Here is a 15,558-nt window from a genome sequence, read left to right on the forward strand (position 1 = left end):
CTGTAACGCAAACGCCTCGCAAGCATGGCTTGCGAGGCGTTTTTAATGAAAGCTTTCGCAGCTTTATCGGCTAGCCCAGGTCCATGCACAGGTACTTGGTTTCCAGGTACTCTTCCAGGCCCTGATGACCGCCCTCACGACCCAGACCCGACGCCTTCACGCCGCCAAAGGGGGCGGCGGCGTTGGAAATAGCGCCGGTATTGATACCTACCATGCCGTACTCCAACGCTTCGGCCACGCGCCACACACGAGAAAGATCGCGCGAATAGAAGTAGGACGCCAACCCGTACTGGGTGTCGTTGGCCATCTCGATGGCGGTTTCTTCGTCATCGAAGGGAAACACCGCGGCCAACGGGCCGAACGTTTCTTCCTTGGCGACCTTCATGTCTTCCGTGGCGAAGCTTATCAGCGTGGGGGTAAAGAAATTGCCGCCCAGCGGGTGCGGGTGGCCGCCCAGCAGCAGCTCGGCACCCTTGTCGATGGCATCCTGAACGTGCTCGCTCACCTTCTTGACGCCGTCTTCATCGATCAAGGGGCCGATGTTGACACTCTTCTGGGTGCCATCACCCACGTGTAGCTCACTGTTCATGGCAACCGCGAGCTTTTCACAGAAGGCGTTGATCACACTGGACTGAACAAGAAAGCGGTTGGTGCAGATGCAGGTCTGCCCGGCATTGCGGAACTTGGCGGCCATGGCACCTTCTACCGCAGCGTCCAGATCAGCATCTTCAAAGACGATAAACGGCGCATTGCCACCTAGCTCCAGCGATATTTTCTGAACGTGCTCGGCGGCCTTGGCCATCAGCGTACGACCCACTTCCGTGGAGCCTGTGAAGGTAATCTTGCGCACTTTAGGCGACTGGGTAAGCGCCTCGGCAATGTCCGACGCACTGCCGGGTACGACGTTGAACACGCCACGCGGAATGCCTGCTCGTTCAGCAAGCAGCGCAAGTGCGGTGGCGGAAAAAGGTGTTTGGCTGGCGGGCTTTACAACGATGGTGCAGCCTGCGGCCAGGGCGGCCCCCGCCTTGCGGGTAATCATGGCCGCCGGAAAGTTCCAGGGGGTAATCGCGCCTACCACACCGACCGGCTGCTTGGTAACCAGAATGCGCTGGTTTGCCTTGGCGGCCGGGATAGTCTCGCCATATACCCGGCGTGCCTCTTCGGCAAACCAGCGCAGAAAGCTTGCTGCGTAGGCAATCTCCCCTTCTGCTTCCTTGACCGGCTTACCCTGCTCAAAGGTCATCAGCAGGGCCAGGTCGTGCTTATGCTCAAGCATGAGGTCGTGCCACTTGAGCAGCATATCGGCACGCTCCTGAGCGGTGAGCGAGCGCCAGGCGGGCAAGGCGGCATCAGCGGCATCAATGGCGCGCTCGGTTTCAGCCTTGCCAAGCCTTGGCATATCCCCCACCGGCTTTCCGGTGGCAGGATTGATGACGTTAATTTGATCTCCACTGTCAGCGGCTACCCAGCTGCCGTCGATATAGGCAAAGGGGCAGTACAGCTGTGTCTCTTTCAGCGCTTCCATGACAGACTCCTGGCCAAATGATGGCCCTGTGGGCTCATATTTACGCTTTCATGCTAAGACGAAACGTTACATTTGACCAAGTGTTTAGCAAACATCGCTGCCATGCAGCGCCTAGGCAAACTCAGTTGATCAGCGTCAGAAACTCCTGGCGCGTTGCCGGGTTGTCACGGAAACCGCCCAGCATGACGGATGATGTCATGCTCGAGTTCTGTTTCTCGACGCCGCGCATCATCATGCACAGGTGACGCGCCTCTACCACGACGGCCACTCCCTTCGCACCGGTAACCTGCTGAACGGCATCGGCGATTTCACGGGTCAGGTTTTCCTGAATCTGCATACGCCGGGCATACATGTCGACGATGCGCGCAAACTTGGAAAGCCCAAGCACCTTGCCATCAGGAAGGTACGCAATATGGCACTTGCCAATGAACGGCAGCAGGTGATGCTCACACATGGAGTAAAGCTCGATATTCTTTACCAGCACCATTTCATCGGTCTGCGACTCGAAAACCGCACCGTTGATAATTTCCTCCAGCGACTGCTGATAGCCAGCGTTCAGGAACTGCATGGCCTTGGCGGCACGTTTGGGGGTATCCCGCAGGCCCTCGCGGTCCGGGTTTTCGCCAAGGGCCGTAATAATCTGGCGATAGTGCTGGGCGATGTCGTCGGTCATAGTAAGCCTCTTCAAAACGGTGCCAACGTGAACTCAGGTTAATGCCTTAAAGCCATCCTGACCTGCACATTGAACAGCCTTAAAAACAGTGCCTAAACCCTAAGTTCACACAAGGCACAATGCCCGGCAAATAAAAGGCTTATGTAACGTTATAGGAGTGCTGTTAAGCGGTTGATGGGCGCATTTTAACGTACCTTAGCGCTATGTGGCAGGCCCGATGAGGCTTTTCGGACATGGCACCTTCAGGCAAGCCACATTGGCTGCTCCAACTGCAGGGACTGCTGTTCCAATTGGCGAATATGCTGGTCCCAGTAGCCACTTTCCGCCATCCAGGGAAACGCACGGGGAAAGGCGGGGTCGTCCCAGCGCGACACCAGCCAGGCGCTGTGCCGGATCAGCCGATAGGCTCTCAGCGGCTCGATCAGCGTCATCTGCTCATGAGGAAACGCAAGCGACTCTTCATACCCTTCACTGATCTCGCTAAGCTGGGCCCGCCAGCCGTTCGGCTCATCCGTGGGCAGTAGCATCCAGATATCCTGAATCGCCGGCGCCATCAGGCAATCGTCAAAATCTACCAGCGTGAACTGCTCATCGCGCCCCAATACGTTGCCCAAATGACAATCGCCATGGCAGCGAATCAGTGATGCCGTATCCAGCGAACTGGAAACCAGCTGGCGCTGCAGCTTCTGAATGACCGCTTCATAGGCACGGCGCTGAAACTTGTTCAGCCACTGGCTTTGCACCACACGCTGCTCGGCATCTGCAATACCGTCGGCAAGCTTCAGGCTCGCTCGATGCTCGAACGCTTTTTGATGCGATACCTTGTGCAAGCGCCCCAGCACTTCACCAAGTGCAAACAGGTGCGCGGGGTTATCAAGCTCTGGCGCCTGACCGGCGTACTGAGCAAACAGGGCAAAGCGAAACGCCTGATAGTGATGCAGCGACTGCCCTTCTTCATTGCGCCAGGGTGGCACGACCGGCACGCCCGCCTGCTCAAGCTCCTGCAAGAAGTCGTGCTCCTCCTGAATGGCAGCATCTGACCAGCGCCCTGGGCGATAGAACTTGATCACCCAGCGGCGCGCCTCGTCGTCACGAAACATCAGTACGCGGTTTTCATAGCTGTTAAGTGCAAAAGGTTCACCGGCAGGCCAGAACCCTATGGACTCGGCCGCTGACATGACCGTATCGGGTGAAAGCGCACTAAATGGGTGTGACATGAACCACTCCTTTGACCAAACGCCTATCTTATCAATTATTGCCCAGCGGCGTTCTTGCCACGGCCCACATATCCACCCGCTCGGCGCCGGCATCAAGCACAACGTCAGCCAGCGCATTGCCCGTTGCCCCGGTCGTTACCACATCGTCAACAAGCATGATGTGGGCAGGCAGCGGGTGTGTATCTTTGGCCATACGAAAAGCCCCGCGCAGGTTGGCCGCCCGCTCCTGACGGTTCAAGGTGCGCTGGGCAACCACCAGCTTGTGGCACTCAGCCTGCAATAGCGGCAACCCGGTGCGCCTGGACAACTGCTCAGCCAGCCACTGCGCCTGATTGAAGCCGCGCTCCCGGGCGCGCTTGGGATGCATGGGCACCGCCAGCAGTGCAGCGCCGGGGTGGCGCGGCATGGCTTTGAGCATCAGTTCGACCAGCAGCATGCCGGCGCGGGGGAAAGCGTTGAACTTGAAATCGTAGATCAGCTCCTTGATGGCGGCCTGATATAGAAGCGCTGCCTGGGTATGAGTAATCGGCGGTGGCTCTTGCAGACAGTGCGCGCATAGGGATTGGTCACGTTCACGCAATGGGTCGGCGCAGTGTGTGCAAGGCTTGACGTTCCACGGCAACTCTACCAAGCAGGTTGTACACCAGCCCTGCCCCGGCTCGGTGCTCGCCAAGCAAAACGCACAGTAGCCCGGCAGTGCCTTGCGCAACGTTTTGTGCATGCTTTGCCAACCGGTTAATAACCCCACAACACCTCCTGACAGCGCTGATTCCATTGGCATATTGCATAAGAGCGTTGACATTTACCAACAAGTTGATAATATACGCCTCGTCTTCTGCGGATGTGGTGGAATTGGTAGACACGCTAGATTTAGGTTCTAGTGCCGTAAGGTGTGGGAGTTCGAGTCTCCCCATCCGCACCAATTTTAAGTTATTCCCCTTTTTATTTATCACGTGTAGTCATCAAGCGGTTACTTATAATCGGTCAGCATCTGCTTACCGATTTTTTTATGCCCGCAATTCCCTTCCCGTTCAATCAAGCTGACTTTCTGCAGACTTTAAGCTAAGTTAGCAGCTAAACATTTGCCAATTTGCCTTGAGAAGGATCTCAACTATGGAATGGCTCAAAGAAAATGCCCAGGCAATTTCTGCGATCGGCAGCATCCTTACCCTCTTTGTATGGGTGTTCTACGCTCAATTACTCTATAACGGCTATGCGCGTCAACGCCGCCCACGGATCATCATCAACCGAGGCAAAGGCGTCGGCCTTGAAGCGCTCTGTCTGATCAGCAACATGAGTAACGAGGCTATCTACGTTCAGCACCTGGTTGCGGTTCTGCATACCAAAGAGCGAAGCTATGAGCTTGATATCGTCGAGTATCAGCAGCAAGGCAATGAAGAGGATGAAGCTTCTTACAGAACCCATCAAGGACCGCTAAACTCAGGTGATTACCTGCATATCCAGTCCTTTAACTCCACGCTTGAACGGCTTACCGAATATTGGGATATAGGTCAGGATGTGCTCAGGCAGTCGGATGTTCAACTGGAAATACGCGTCATTGCCATTTATGGTCCGGAAGACATGCCGATTGGCGCCTCGCGTCACTTCAAGCTTAACTATACCACTGAGCCGGTCGGCCAATTGATACCTACCCGGGTGGATACCCAACGAATGAACAGCCGCCGCGATCGCAAACGCGTGCTAGAGTGGGCTAAAAACATTGAACTACATAAAGCCCGCTAACAGATCGGCCGGTAAAATTTTAATAATATTGATTCGGGATCACACATGAGAAAGTTTTTTGCCCTGGCATGCCTGGGCTCGTTATTGCTGCTTACCGCCCAGGCATACGCCGAGGAAGAAGATAGCGACTTGCCTGACTGGGCAGAGGAGGAAGTCGAGCCCTTTCGTGCGCGGGTTGGCAACTGGGTCGATAACACGTCGCGTAATATCGATGCTTTCTTTGGTGGCGATCGCTACAACGATACCTCTACCAATGAGTCCTATCTGCGTCTGGGCCAGGAAATCGACTGGATGGAAGGTGAAGGCGTGGATGGCGATATCAGCGTTCGCTACCGGATCGATCTGCCCACTACCGAGGAACGCCTGCGCCTGGTCATCGAGAGCGACCCGGAAGAGTCCCAGGGTACATTGACCGAGCAAGGCTCCGGCCGGCTTTATAACGACCAGCGCGACCGGCGCAATTCCACCTTCGGACTTGACTGGCTTGAGGATCGCGACAAGCGCGAAAACTGGAGCAACCGCTTTGGTGCCGGGGTAAGACTACGCCTACCACTGGACCCTTACGTGCGCTTCACCAGCGAGCGCTTGTGGGACATTGGTGATGGCCCCTGGCAGCTTGAATCGTTCAACCGTCTTTCCTGGTTCAACAACGACGGTTACTCGGCGCGTACCGAGTGGGATATCGGGCGGCCGCTTTCGGAAAACCGCCACCTTCGCTTCATCACTAACGTTCAGTGGCGCGAAGAAGAAGACACGCTTGAGTTCAGTGAAATCGCCGAAATCAACCAGCGTCTCAATAAACGCAGCGCACTACGCTACTCGGCCATTGCCCTTGGGGAGAGCGCTTCCAATCCGCGTATGACCAACTACTATCTGCAAACGCGCTATCGGCGAGATATCCATAAGGGCATCATGTTTGCAGATGTCATTCCCGAACTGCACTTCCAGCGCGAAGTCAGCTACGACCCGCGCTGGGCAATGACGCTGCGTCTTGAAATGTACTTCCAGCGTGAAATCAGCCGCGATTATTTCGGCCGCTGAAATCTGCTACCGAACTTGCGGAGAGCAACATTCGCAGCGCGCGAGGCTAACGAGCCTCGCGCGCTGCGTTTGCCTTGACCGTTTCATAAACGCAAACCGCCATCGCACTCGATAATACGCGCGTTGAAATAGTCATTATCAAAAATGAACGCAACGCTCTTGGCGATATCGCAAGGCTCACCCAGGCGCTTCAAGGGTACGCTTGAAGAGATTCTTTCTACCATGTCAGGACGCATGGCGGCGGTCATCTCGGTTGCGATAAATCCCGGGGCCACGGTGCCGGTGCGAATACCGTAGCGCGCAAGCTCCTTGCCCCAGGTGACGGTCAACGCATGCACCCCCGCCTTGGCCGCAGCGTAGTTGCTCTGGCCCATGTTACCCGCCCTAGAGATGCTCGATATATTCACGATCACGCCTTCAAGGCCCGCTTCGATCATCTGCGTGGCGGCTTCACGGCCGCAGAGAAACACGCCGGTCAGATTGACGCTCATCACCTTCTGCCAGGCAGCCAGCGACATACGCTTTTCTACCTTTTTATCGCTTGCCTTGATCAATAGGGCATCATCGGTAATCCCGGCATTACTGACACAGCCGCTGACAGGCCCCATACGCGTGGCAATCTGATTGAAAGCGGTAATGACGGAGTCCTCATCGGCCACGTTGACCACGAAGGCCCGTGCGTGGATGCCTTCTGCCTGGAGTGACAGCACTGCTTCATTCAATACCTGCTCATTCATATCCAGGAGCGCGATGGATGCCCCGGCGTGACCTAATTGCCGGGCAATTGCCAGGCCCAGCCCCCGCGCTCCGCCGGTGACCGCAATTACCTTTTCCGCTAGTTGCATCATGTTCTCCTTCAGCGTTTTTCACTGGCACGCACCCGCATAACTCGGCATGCCGTTTTTATTTGCGTACTGATATGTGTGAGTACTGGATAGGTTAATTTAATCCCCCCACCCTGCTCATCGCTTGTTTTTTGCATGTTTGTCACAATAATGAGCCCTTACGCCTGTTACGGAGCCTGCCATGCCAATTCTTATATTCATCTCTCTTTTTACCTTACTCGACTTCATACTGCTTTTTTCGATTGGCAGTCAAATAGGCTTGCTGACCACGCTACTGCTTGTGCTTGCAACAGGCGTGATTGGGCTACATCTTATTCGCAAGGAGGGTGTCTCGACTTTCGCCCGCGCCCGTCAACGGATGAAGGCAGGCGAGATTCCGTCTCAAGAGCTGATGACAGGTGCCGCGCTCATCTTTGGTGGGGCGCTCCTGATGGCACCGGGATTTCTATCCGATCTGCTAGGCATTGCCTGCCTGCTACCCAGCGCTCGCCAGCTTCTCTACAAAGGGCTTGTCTGGCTTGGGCTTAAAACCAGCGTAGACACAAAGCCCCACACTCATGAGAAAACTCGCCGTCAGCAGCGTGCAGGGTACGGTGGCACCAGCACGTCAGAGACTGGTGGCAGTGCCGAAGATAGCAGCGTCATCGAAGGCGATTTTATCAGTCGCGATGATACATCAAGACGCCCTTGACCTTTGAACACCGATAAATAGCAACAAAAAACATTTTTTCATGGCTACCCCCTTGAAAGGACTTCCAAAGCCCCCACTTTTTGAACCAGCAGACAGGCTTGGTGGTGGCCTATTGGCTGTCACCTTTAACAACGAAGACCATGAGTCTTCATTTCTCGAGGGGCAACTCTCGAGAACATGGTTTAGCTATATGCCCTTTACGGGCCTTGACGATACTTAGGAGAACGTGAGCATGAAAATCCGTCCTTTGCACGATCGCGTCGTAGTTCGCCGCGTGGAAGAAGAACAGAAAACGGCTGGCGGCATCGTTCTGCCAGGCAATGCACAAGAAAAGCCCACGCGTGGCGAAGTTCTTGCAGTAGGTAACGGTCGCATTCTCGATAACGGCGAAGTTCGTCCGCTGGACGTCAAAGTTGGCGACAGCGTGATTTTCAAAGATGGCTTTGGTGTCGAGAAGCAGAAAATCGACGGCGAAGAAGTACTGATCATGAGTGAAACCGATATCCTGGCGGTCGTTGAAGGCTAATCATCGCCTCAACCATTTACGTTCACTTTTCATAATTCGATTTTAGGAAGTAACGAACATGTCAGCTAAACAAGTTAAGTTTTCCGATGACGCTCGTAAACGCATGGCGCGTGGCGTTGACGTTCTGGCCAACGCAGTAAAAGTTACCCTGGGCCCGAAGGGTCGCAACGTGGTTCTCGACAAGTCCTTTGGTGCCCCCACGGTAACCAAGGACGGCGTTTCCGTTGCCAAAGAGATCGAGCTGAAAGACAAGTTCGAGAATATGGGCGCACAGATGGTCAAGGAAGTAGCTTCCAAGACCTCTGACGCTGCTGGTGACGGCACTACCACGGCCACCGTACTGGCCCAGGCAATCGTTGCTGAAGGCCTGAAAGGCGTAACCGCCGGCATGAACCCGATGGATCTCAAGCGCGGTATCGACCAGGCGGTTGCCGCGGCGGTCAAAGAGATTCAGGCAATGTCCGTGCCCTGCACCGACACTAAATCCATCGCCCAGGTAGGCACCATCTCTGCCAACGGCGACAAGCGCATTGGTGAAATCATCGCCGAAGCGATGGAGAAAGTAGGTAAAGAAGGCGTTATCACCGTTGACGAAGGCCGTGGCTTCGAAGACGAGCTGGAAGTGGTCGAAGGTATGCAGTTCGACCGCGGCTACCTCTCGCCCTACTTCGTCACCAACCAGGACACCATGACGGTTGAACTGGAAGATCCTTACATCCTGCTCGTGGACAAGAAGATCTCCAACATCCGTGAACTGTTGCCGGTACTGGAAGCCGTTGCCAAGCAGGGCAAACCGCTTGCCATCATCGCAGAAGACATCGAAGGCGAAGCGCTGGCGACTCTGGTCGTCAACAACATGCGCGGTATCGTCAAAGTAGCCGCCGCCAAGGCGCCTGGTTTCGGCGACCGTCGCAAGGCGATGCTGCAGGATATCGCTATCCTGACCAACGGTACCGTTATCTCTGAAGAAGTTGGCCTGACGCTTGAGCAAGCGAACCTGGATCACCTGGGTACCGCCAAGCGCATGACCATGTCCAAAGAGAACACCACCATTATCGATGGTGCTGGTGTAGAAAACGATATCGAAGCGCGCGTCAACCAGATCCGTGCTCAGATCGAAGACACCTCTTCTGACTACGATAAAGAGAAGCTGCAAGAGCGCGTTGCCAAACTGGCAGGCGGTGTTGCCGTTATCCGTGTCGGCGCTGCGACCGAAGTTGAAATGAAAGAGAAGAAGGCTCGCGTTGAAGACGCGCTGCACTCTACTCGTGCCGCGGTAGAAGAAGGCGTGGTACCTGGCGGCGGTACCGCTCTGGTTCGCGTCATGGCCAAGGTACAAGGCCTGACCGGTGAAAACGAAGACCAGAACCATGGTATCAACATGGCCCTGCGCGCCATGCAGTCTCCGCTGCGTCAGATCGTGACCAACGCCGGTGAAGAAGCCGCTGTGGTCATCAACAGCGTTAAAGATGGCGAAGGCAACTTCGGCTACAACGCCCAGACCGGCGAGTACGGCGATCTGTTCGAAATGGGTGTTCTTGACCCGGCGAAAGTGACCCGCACCGCGCTGCAGTCTGCAGGTTCCGTTGCTGGCCTCATGATCACCACCGAGTGCATGATCGCTGATGATCCGGAAGAGAAAGAAGCCGGCCCGGATATGGGTGGCATGGGCGGAATGGGTGGCATGGGCGGCATGATGTAATGCACCCCTGAGCCTATCGCTCTGACGTTTGACGTCATCAGAAACCCCGCCAAGTGCGGGGTTTCTGCTATTTACAGGCCCTCTTTCTCGCCTGCTTCAGCCCGCCTTTCGATTTAAAAGCGTGCTACCATCTGCGCTTTGAACAAGCCGCTTTCAGGTCGCTATTACCGTGCTATCCACTATTCGTATTGTGCTCGTGCAAACCTTCCATCCAGGCAATATCGGCGCTACGGCGCGCGCCATGAAAACCATGGGGTTGACCAATCTGGTGCTGGTCAATCCGCGCTGCTTCCCTGATGAAGAAGCCACACGGCTGGCCGCTGGTGCCACGGATGTACTGGAGAGCGCCCAGGTGGTTGCAAGCCTTGAAGAAGCGGTCAGCGACTGCGTACAGGTCGTCGGTGCCAGCGCTCGGTTGCGCAGCCTGCCACTACCTCACTTCGATGAACCCGATGAAATGGCCCAAAGCGTTATCCAGAACGCCCATCAGGCGCCGGTCGCGCTGGTGTTTGGACGCGAACGCTCCGGCTTGACCAACGATGAAATTCGCTGCTGCACTCATCAAGTCAGCATCCCGGCCAACCCGGACTACGGTATTCTGAACTTGTCTCAAGCGGTGCAGATCCTCGCCTACGAGGTGCACCGCGCTTGGCGCAAACAGGCAGAGAGCGGCTTCACCTACCAACGCCCGCTGGACGCCACCCCTCCCAGCCGTGAGCAGTTTGGTCATTTTCAAGCCCATCTGGGGCGGCTGATGCAGCAAAGTGGCTTTCTCACCCAGCCCCATGCGCGTACCGAAGAGCAGCTCCAAGCGCTTTTCTCCCGTGCCCAGCCCAGCCGCAAGGAGCTTTCGTTGTTGCGCGGGCTACTCAGCGCCTTTGAAGCTCACCTGCCCGATAAGTAGTCATGCAAAAAGGGCAGCCAATGGCTGCCCTTTTCAATCGTGTGTTTTTTAGAGACACGGGGTAGCGATCAAAGCGTCATCGCCGCCAGCCAGCCGAAGGCGATCAGCGGCAGGTTATAGTGCAAAAAGGTAGGCACTACGCTGTCCCAGATATGGTCGTGCTGACCATCCACGTTCAGACCCGAGGTGGGGCCAAGCGTCGAGTCAGAGGCGGGCGACCCCGCGTCCCCCAGTGCGGCTGCCGTACCCACCAGCACGACCGTCGCCAAGGGCGAAAAGCCGAACTGAACGGCCAGGGGCACAAAGATCGCGGCAATGATCGGAATGGTCGAGAAAGATGAACCGATGCCCAGGGTGATGAACAGTCCCACCAGCAGCATGACCAAGGCAGCAACACCCCGGTTATCACCGAAAATCTCGAAGGCTCCCGCTACCAGCGCATCGATATCGCCGGTCGCTTTCATGACTTCGGCAAAACCCGCCGCCGAGATCATGATAAAGCCAATCAGCGCCATCATGCGCATGCCGCTGGTGAAGAGACCATCCGCTTCACGCCACTTGAAAATGCCGCCCAGCGAAAGCAGGCCGATGCCCACCAGACCGCCCAGAATCATTGACCCGCTATAAAGCTGCAGCCCCAGCGCTGCCACGATCGCCACGCCGGACATGACAAGCCCCAGCGCATGCGGCCTGGCCGGCGTATGGACATGCTGAGCCTGGTTCATGGCCAGATCCTTGCTGGCGTACTCGCGCCGCCCGCGATAGCTGAAAAACAGCGCCACGATAAGCCCCACCGCCATGCCACCTACCGGAATCGCCATGCCCATGGGCACCATGCTACGGGTAATCTCGAGCCCCAGCGGCTGGCCTGCGCTATTGAGGTTGGCCAGCAGAATATCGTTCAGAAAGATCGCTCCAAACCCGACAGGGAGCAGCATGTAGGGTGCCGTCAAGCCAAACGTCAGCGCGCAGGCCACCGCCCGGCGATCCAGCTGCAGCCGATTCATTACGGTCAGCAGTGGCGGAATCAACACGGGGATGAACGCAATATGCACCGGAATCGCGTTTTGTGAAGAAATGGCCACCAGCAGCACAGCGCCCAGCAGGAGCATCTTGACCCGCGCCTGATGCGTCTCGGTGGCTTCCTTTCCCAACAGGGTGATCAACCGGTTCGCCAGCATGTCCGGCAACCCGGAACGCGATATCGCCACGGCGAAAGCCCCAAGCGTTGCGTACGCCAGCGCTACTTGGGCACCGCCACCAACGCCGCTGTTGAAGGCATCCAGAGTCTGATCAAGCGACAACCCGCCTACCAGCCCACCCACCAGGGCACCTACCACCAGCGCAAAGACGACAGACACGCGTAAAAGTGACAGCACTACCATTACGAGCACTGCAAGAATGACTGCATTCATGAAGATCCCTAACTATTGAGAGGTCATTGACGGCGAAGGGGGCGGATTTTAACAGATTGAAAGTACAAACCTGAAATTACCCAGAAGCAGTGAGTCATATTGCTCTTCTACTGACAGCTTCTAAAAACGCGGAACGCATGCGATAGTGAATATGCATTCATGACATGCAAAAAATGATGCGCTGAAAACCAACGTACAAAAAAGACAGGTTGTCTCCCCACTTCCACAAGACTGAAGAAACCGAGCCAGCATGACGCTTATCTATCGTTAACCAGCTGATTCATGTCATTTATCAATATTTATGCAGTAAATAACCGCTAAGATGACTATTCCTTACCCCGAGCATATCGCCATGGTGGTAACGACTTTCTTCACCGTCGTCATTGCCGTCATGCTTCATTATGAAGCCTTGTGGCTCATATCACGTCAGATAGACAAGTCTCGTAGACCCCACCGTCAGCGCATTCTGGGCATGGCGTTTGGCGTTCTGATGACACACATTGTCGAAATCTGGCTGTTTGGAATCACTGGCTGGTGTCTTACTGATCAACTGGGCATAGGCGCCCTATACGGCTATGAGAGTTTCAATGTACTCGACTTCATCTTCTTTTCAGCGGTGACCTATACCACGGTAGGCTATGGCGATATCTATGCCGTAGGCCCTGTTCGCTTCTTGTACGGAACGCTGGCACTCACCGGTTTTGTGCTGATTACCTGGTCGGCATCGTTCACCTTTATAGAAATGCAAAAGCACTGGCGGGTCGGAAGATAACCAGCGCGACAAGGGAATTGGCATGTTTGAAGTGGTTATTCTATCGATAGCATTTATTTTCGGCATCGCAGCCCGCCAGCTTAGCCTACCGCCACTGGTCGGTTTTCTAGCCGCCGGGTTCGCACTCAATGCTATTGGTCCGGCTATCGGCCTCCCTGCCAATGCAGGGCCCCTGCTTGAACACCTGGCTCACCTGGGCGTATTGCTGCTGCTGTTTACCATTGGCCTGAAACTCAATATACGCAGCTTGGCAGAGCCGGTTGTGCTGGGCAGCGCCTTCATCCATCTGGCGATTACCTGCCTGCTGTTTACAGCGGGTTTTAGCATCTTTCTTTCACTGCCTCTTGATAAGGCAATACTTCTCTCTGTTGCCCTCTCCTTCTCGAGCACAGTGCTGGCCGCCAAGGTACTGGAGGGCAAGCGTGAACTGCGCGCTCTGCATGGTCGAATTGCGATTGGAATATTGATCATTCAGGACCTGGTAGCGCTGGCGGTGCTTAGTGCCTACAGCGGTATTTCGCCAAGTCCCTGGGCGCTGCTGGTTTTCCTGCTGCCACTGACAAGACCGCTTCTCTATTGGCTGATGAGCGCTGCCCAGCATGACGAGCTACTTGTGCTATTCGGTGCCGTGCTGGCTATCGCAGTAGGCGGCATGGGCTTCGAGGCGATAGGTTTGAGCTCAGAAGTCGGTGCCTTGGTCATGGGCCTGCTGCTTGCCAGGCATCCGCGCGCGCAAGAATTATCCAAGGCACTCTGGGGGCTCAAGGAAGTGCTGCTGATAAGCTTTTTCCTGCAGATCGGCATGGCAGGCCTGCCTGACAAGGAGGCGCTTGTGTTTGCGGTAGCGCTGGCGTTGCTGCTTCCATTGAAAGGTGCTCTGTTTTTCGGGCTACTTATCGCCTTTCGCATCCGCGCACGCAACGCTTTTCTGGGTGGATTGAGCCTGGCGGCCTATAGCGAGTTTGGTCTGATTGTAGCGGCCAGCATCTTACCGGATTGGCTGGTTCCGCTGGCCATTACCGTTGCCCTCTCTTTTGTGATCGCCGCGCCCCTTAACCGTATTGCCCACCGTCTTTTTGATCGCTGGGAGCCGGTTCTACTGAAGTTCGAGCGTCAGGCAAGTCACCTGGATGAGCAGCCTGTGGCATTGGGCGCTGCCGCTGTACTGGTGCTGGGCATGGGACGCACCGGCAATGCTGCCTACGACTTTTTCGCCGGCAAGGGATTGGCTGTTGCAGGGATTGATTCAGACCCCAACAAGACCGATGCCCAGAGGCAGGTATTCTATGGCGATATTGAAGACGTAGGCTTCTGGCACCACCTGGACATCTCAGACCTTGTCGCCGTGACGTTGGCAACTCCGGAGCTTGAAAGCAAGCTGATCGCTACCCGCGAATTGCGTAAGGCGGGCTTCAAGGGGCATATCATTGCCGGCATTCATTTCAATGATGAAGCCGCCCCGCTTCACGACGCCGGTGTCGATCAAACGTATCTGCTGATGGCCGGCGCCGGTATCGGGATTGCTGAAAAGACCTGGGAAAGCCTGCAGCAGACAACGCTTCAAATACGACGGTGACCGGTTCGGTGGCGTAACGAGCGCATGAGAACACCTTGCTTGGGAGAAAACAGCAGGGCCATGATAAAGAACCCGAACGCCACCAGCACAATGGCCCCGCCGGACGCCACGTTGAACACCACTGACAGCCAAAGGCCAATTACCGCCGAGCACACCCCGATAGAGACCGAGATCGACAGCATGATCTTGAAACGGTCAGTGAGCAGATGTGCGGTCGCCCCCGGTGTGATCAGCATGGCCACGACCAGAATGATACCGACGGTTTCCAGGCTGGCAACAATCGTCAAGGTCAGCAGAAGAATCAGACCGTAATGGATGATCTGAGTGTTGAAGCCGAGCGCCTGGGCCTGCTGGGGGTCGAAGGCGTAGAGCAGCAGCGGCCGGTAAGCCAGCCATACCGTAAGAATGGCGATGACGCTGGCCACGAACGTCAGCATCAAGGCGGAATGCTTGACGCCCAGCACGTTGCCAAACAGGATATGCATCAAGTGAGTGCTTGACGCGAGCTTGCTGATAATCACCACGCCAAGTGCAAAGGATGCGGTAAACATCAACCCCATGGCGGCATCCGCCTTGATGCGCGTATTGCGCTCGATCGCCCCGATACCCACCGAGGTCAGCGCACCGGTAATGAACGCCCCCACAAAAAACGGCCAGCCGAGCAGGTAGGCAATCGCCACGCCCGGCAGCACGGCGTGAGAGATCGCATCGCCCAGAAGCGACCAGCGCTTGAGCACTACATAGCACGAGAGCATGCCGCAAATGGCACCTACCAATACCGAGGTGAGCAGCGCACGCTGCATGAAGGCGTATTGAAAGGCATCGGATACGCTGTCAGGCAGCAGGTTAACCACTGCCATCAGTGCTGCGATCAATCCACTCACCAGCGCATCGCTGAACGCTTCAATTATCAACATACTTTCCG

Annotated in this window: 15 protein-coding genes, 1 tRNA gene and 1 pseudogene; 10 read left to right on the forward strand and 7 right to left on the reverse strand. The window is 55.9% G+C overall.

Features of this window, described 5'->3' with window-relative positions:
- Nucleotides 1–70 precede the first annotated feature (70 nt).
- The 4 genes from B0H98_RS05830 to B0H98_RS05845 form a co-directional block, all read right to left on the reverse strand.
- Nucleotides 71–1,528: an NAD-dependent succinate-semialdehyde dehydrogenase gene (locus tag B0H98_RS05830; RefSeq protein ID WP_106374122.1), complete on the reverse strand. Its 1,458-nt coding sequence runs from the start codon at nt 1,526–1,528 to the stop codon at nt 71–73.
- 121 nt (nt 1,529–1,649) lie between these two features.
- On the reverse strand, nt 1,650–2,201 hold the full coding sequence (gene folE / locus B0H98_RS05835) for a GTP cyclohydrolase I FolE (protein WP_106374123.1): 552 nt from the start codon (nt 2,199–2,201) through the stop codon (nt 1,650–1,652).
- Nucleotides 2,202–2,443: 242 nt separating this feature from the next.
- Complete coding sequence (locus B0H98_RS05840) at nt 2,444–3,418, reverse strand: serine/threonine protein kinase (protein ID WP_106374124.1); 975 nt, start codon at nt 3,416–3,418, stop codon at nt 2,444–2,446.
- Between the two features lie 31 nt (nt 3,419–3,449).
- Nucleotides 3,450–4,139 (reverse strand): ComF family protein, encoded by a 690-nt coding sequence (locus tag B0H98_RS05845; protein WP_244182975.1) that lies wholly within the window; start codon nt 4,137–4,139, stop codon nt 3,450–3,452.
- Nucleotides 4,140–4,255: 116 nt separating this feature from the next.
- On the opposite strand from B0H98_RS05845, the gene B0H98_RS05850 reads away from it, so the two are divergent.
- From B0H98_RS05850 to B0H98_RS05860, 3 genes are all read left to right on the forward strand, one after another.
- Nucleotides 4,256–4,340: transfer RNA gene (locus B0H98_RS05850), tRNA-Leu, on the forward strand.
- A gap of 191 nt (nt 4,341–4,531) precedes the next feature.
- Nucleotides 4,532–5,161, forward strand: coding sequence for a hypothetical protein (locus tag B0H98_RS05855; protein ID WP_106374125.1), 630 nt, complete (start codon nt 4,532–4,534; stop codon nt 5,159–5,161).
- Between the two features lie 45 nt (nt 5,162–5,206).
- On the forward strand, nt 5,207–6,202 hold the full coding sequence (locus B0H98_RS05860; RefSeq protein ID WP_106374126.1) for a hypothetical protein: 996 nt from the start codon (nt 5,207–5,209) through the stop codon (nt 6,200–6,202).
- An 83-nt stretch (nt 6,203–6,285) separates the two neighbouring features.
- On the opposite strand, the gene B0H98_RS05865 is transcribed toward B0H98_RS05860, so the two are convergent.
- Nucleotides 6,286–7,047: an SDR family NAD(P)-dependent oxidoreductase gene (locus B0H98_RS05865; protein WP_106374127.1), complete on the reverse strand. Its 762-nt coding sequence runs from the start codon at nt 7,045–7,047 to the stop codon at nt 6,286–6,288.
- A gap of 181 nt (nt 7,048–7,228) precedes the next feature.
- On the opposite strand from B0H98_RS05865, the gene B0H98_RS05870 reads away from it, so the two are divergent.
- The 4 genes from B0H98_RS05870 to B0H98_RS05885 all read left to right on the forward strand — a co-directional run bounded on the left by B0H98_RS05870 (nt 7,229) and on the right by B0H98_RS05885 (nt 10,870).
- Entirely contained in the window at nt 7,229–7,738 is a 510-nt protein-coding gene (locus B0H98_RS05870; RefSeq protein ID WP_106374128.1) for an FxsA family protein, read from the forward strand.
- Between the two features lie 232 nt (nt 7,739–7,970).
- Complete coding sequence (locus B0H98_RS05875) at nt 7,971–8,264, forward strand: co-chaperone GroES (RefSeq protein ID WP_106374129.1); 294 nt, start codon at nt 7,971–7,973, stop codon at nt 8,262–8,264.
- A 58-nt stretch (nt 8,265–8,322) separates the two neighbouring features.
- Entirely contained in the window at nt 8,323–9,966 is a 1,644-nt protein-coding gene (gene groL / locus B0H98_RS05880) for a chaperonin GroEL (RefSeq protein WP_106374130.1), read from the forward strand.
- Nucleotides 9,967–10,135: 169 nt separating this feature from the next.
- Complete coding sequence (locus B0H98_RS05885; protein WP_106374131.1) at nt 10,136–10,870, forward strand: RNA methyltransferase; 735 nt, start codon at nt 10,136–10,138, stop codon at nt 10,868–10,870.
- Between the two features lie 68 nt (nt 10,871–10,938).
- Here the strand turns inward: B0H98_RS05885 and B0H98_RS05890 are convergent, their stop codons facing one another.
- On the reverse strand, nt 10,939–12,285 hold the full coding sequence (locus tag B0H98_RS05890) for a Na+/H+ antiporter family protein (protein ID WP_106374132.1): 1,347 nt from the start codon (nt 12,283–12,285) through the stop codon (nt 10,939–10,941).
- Nucleotides 12,286–12,607: 322 nt separating this feature from the next.
- On the opposite strand from B0H98_RS05890, the gene B0H98_RS05895 reads away from it, so the two are divergent.
- The 3 genes and pseudogenes from B0H98_RS05895 to B0H98_RS17310 all read left to right on the forward strand — a co-directional run bounded on the left by B0H98_RS05895 (nt 12,608) and on the right by B0H98_RS17310 (nt 14,633).
- Complete coding sequence (locus tag B0H98_RS05895; RefSeq protein ID WP_106374133.1) at nt 12,608–13,057, forward strand: potassium channel family protein; 450 nt, start codon at nt 12,608–12,610, stop codon at nt 13,055–13,057.
- A 22-nt stretch (nt 13,058–13,079) separates the two neighbouring features.
- Nucleotides 13,080–14,087, forward strand: a pseudogene (locus B0H98_RS17305) (cation:proton antiporter domain-containing protein); the annotation flags it as partial.
- Between the two features lie 138 nt (nt 14,088–14,225).
- Complete coding sequence (locus B0H98_RS17310) at nt 14,226–14,633, forward strand: NAD-binding protein (protein WP_422822143.1); 408 nt, start codon at nt 14,226–14,228, stop codon at nt 14,631–14,633.
- On the opposite strand, the gene B0H98_RS05905 is transcribed toward B0H98_RS17310, so the two are convergent.
- Nucleotides 14,618–15,550, reverse strand: a complete 933-nt coding sequence (locus tag B0H98_RS05905) for a metal ABC transporter permease (protein WP_106374135.1) — start codon at nt 15,548–15,550, stop codon at nt 14,618–14,620. The two genes, B0H98_RS17310 and B0H98_RS05905, sit on opposite strands and share 16 nt — an antisense overlap.
- Between the last annotated feature and the right edge of the window lie 8 nt (nt 15,551–15,558).

Origin of the sequence: Vreelandella songnenensis (assembly GCF_003002925.1) — a bacterium.
Classification (GTDB): Bacteria; Pseudomonadota; Gammaproteobacteria; order Pseudomonadales; family Halomonadaceae; genus Vreelandella; species Vreelandella songnenensis.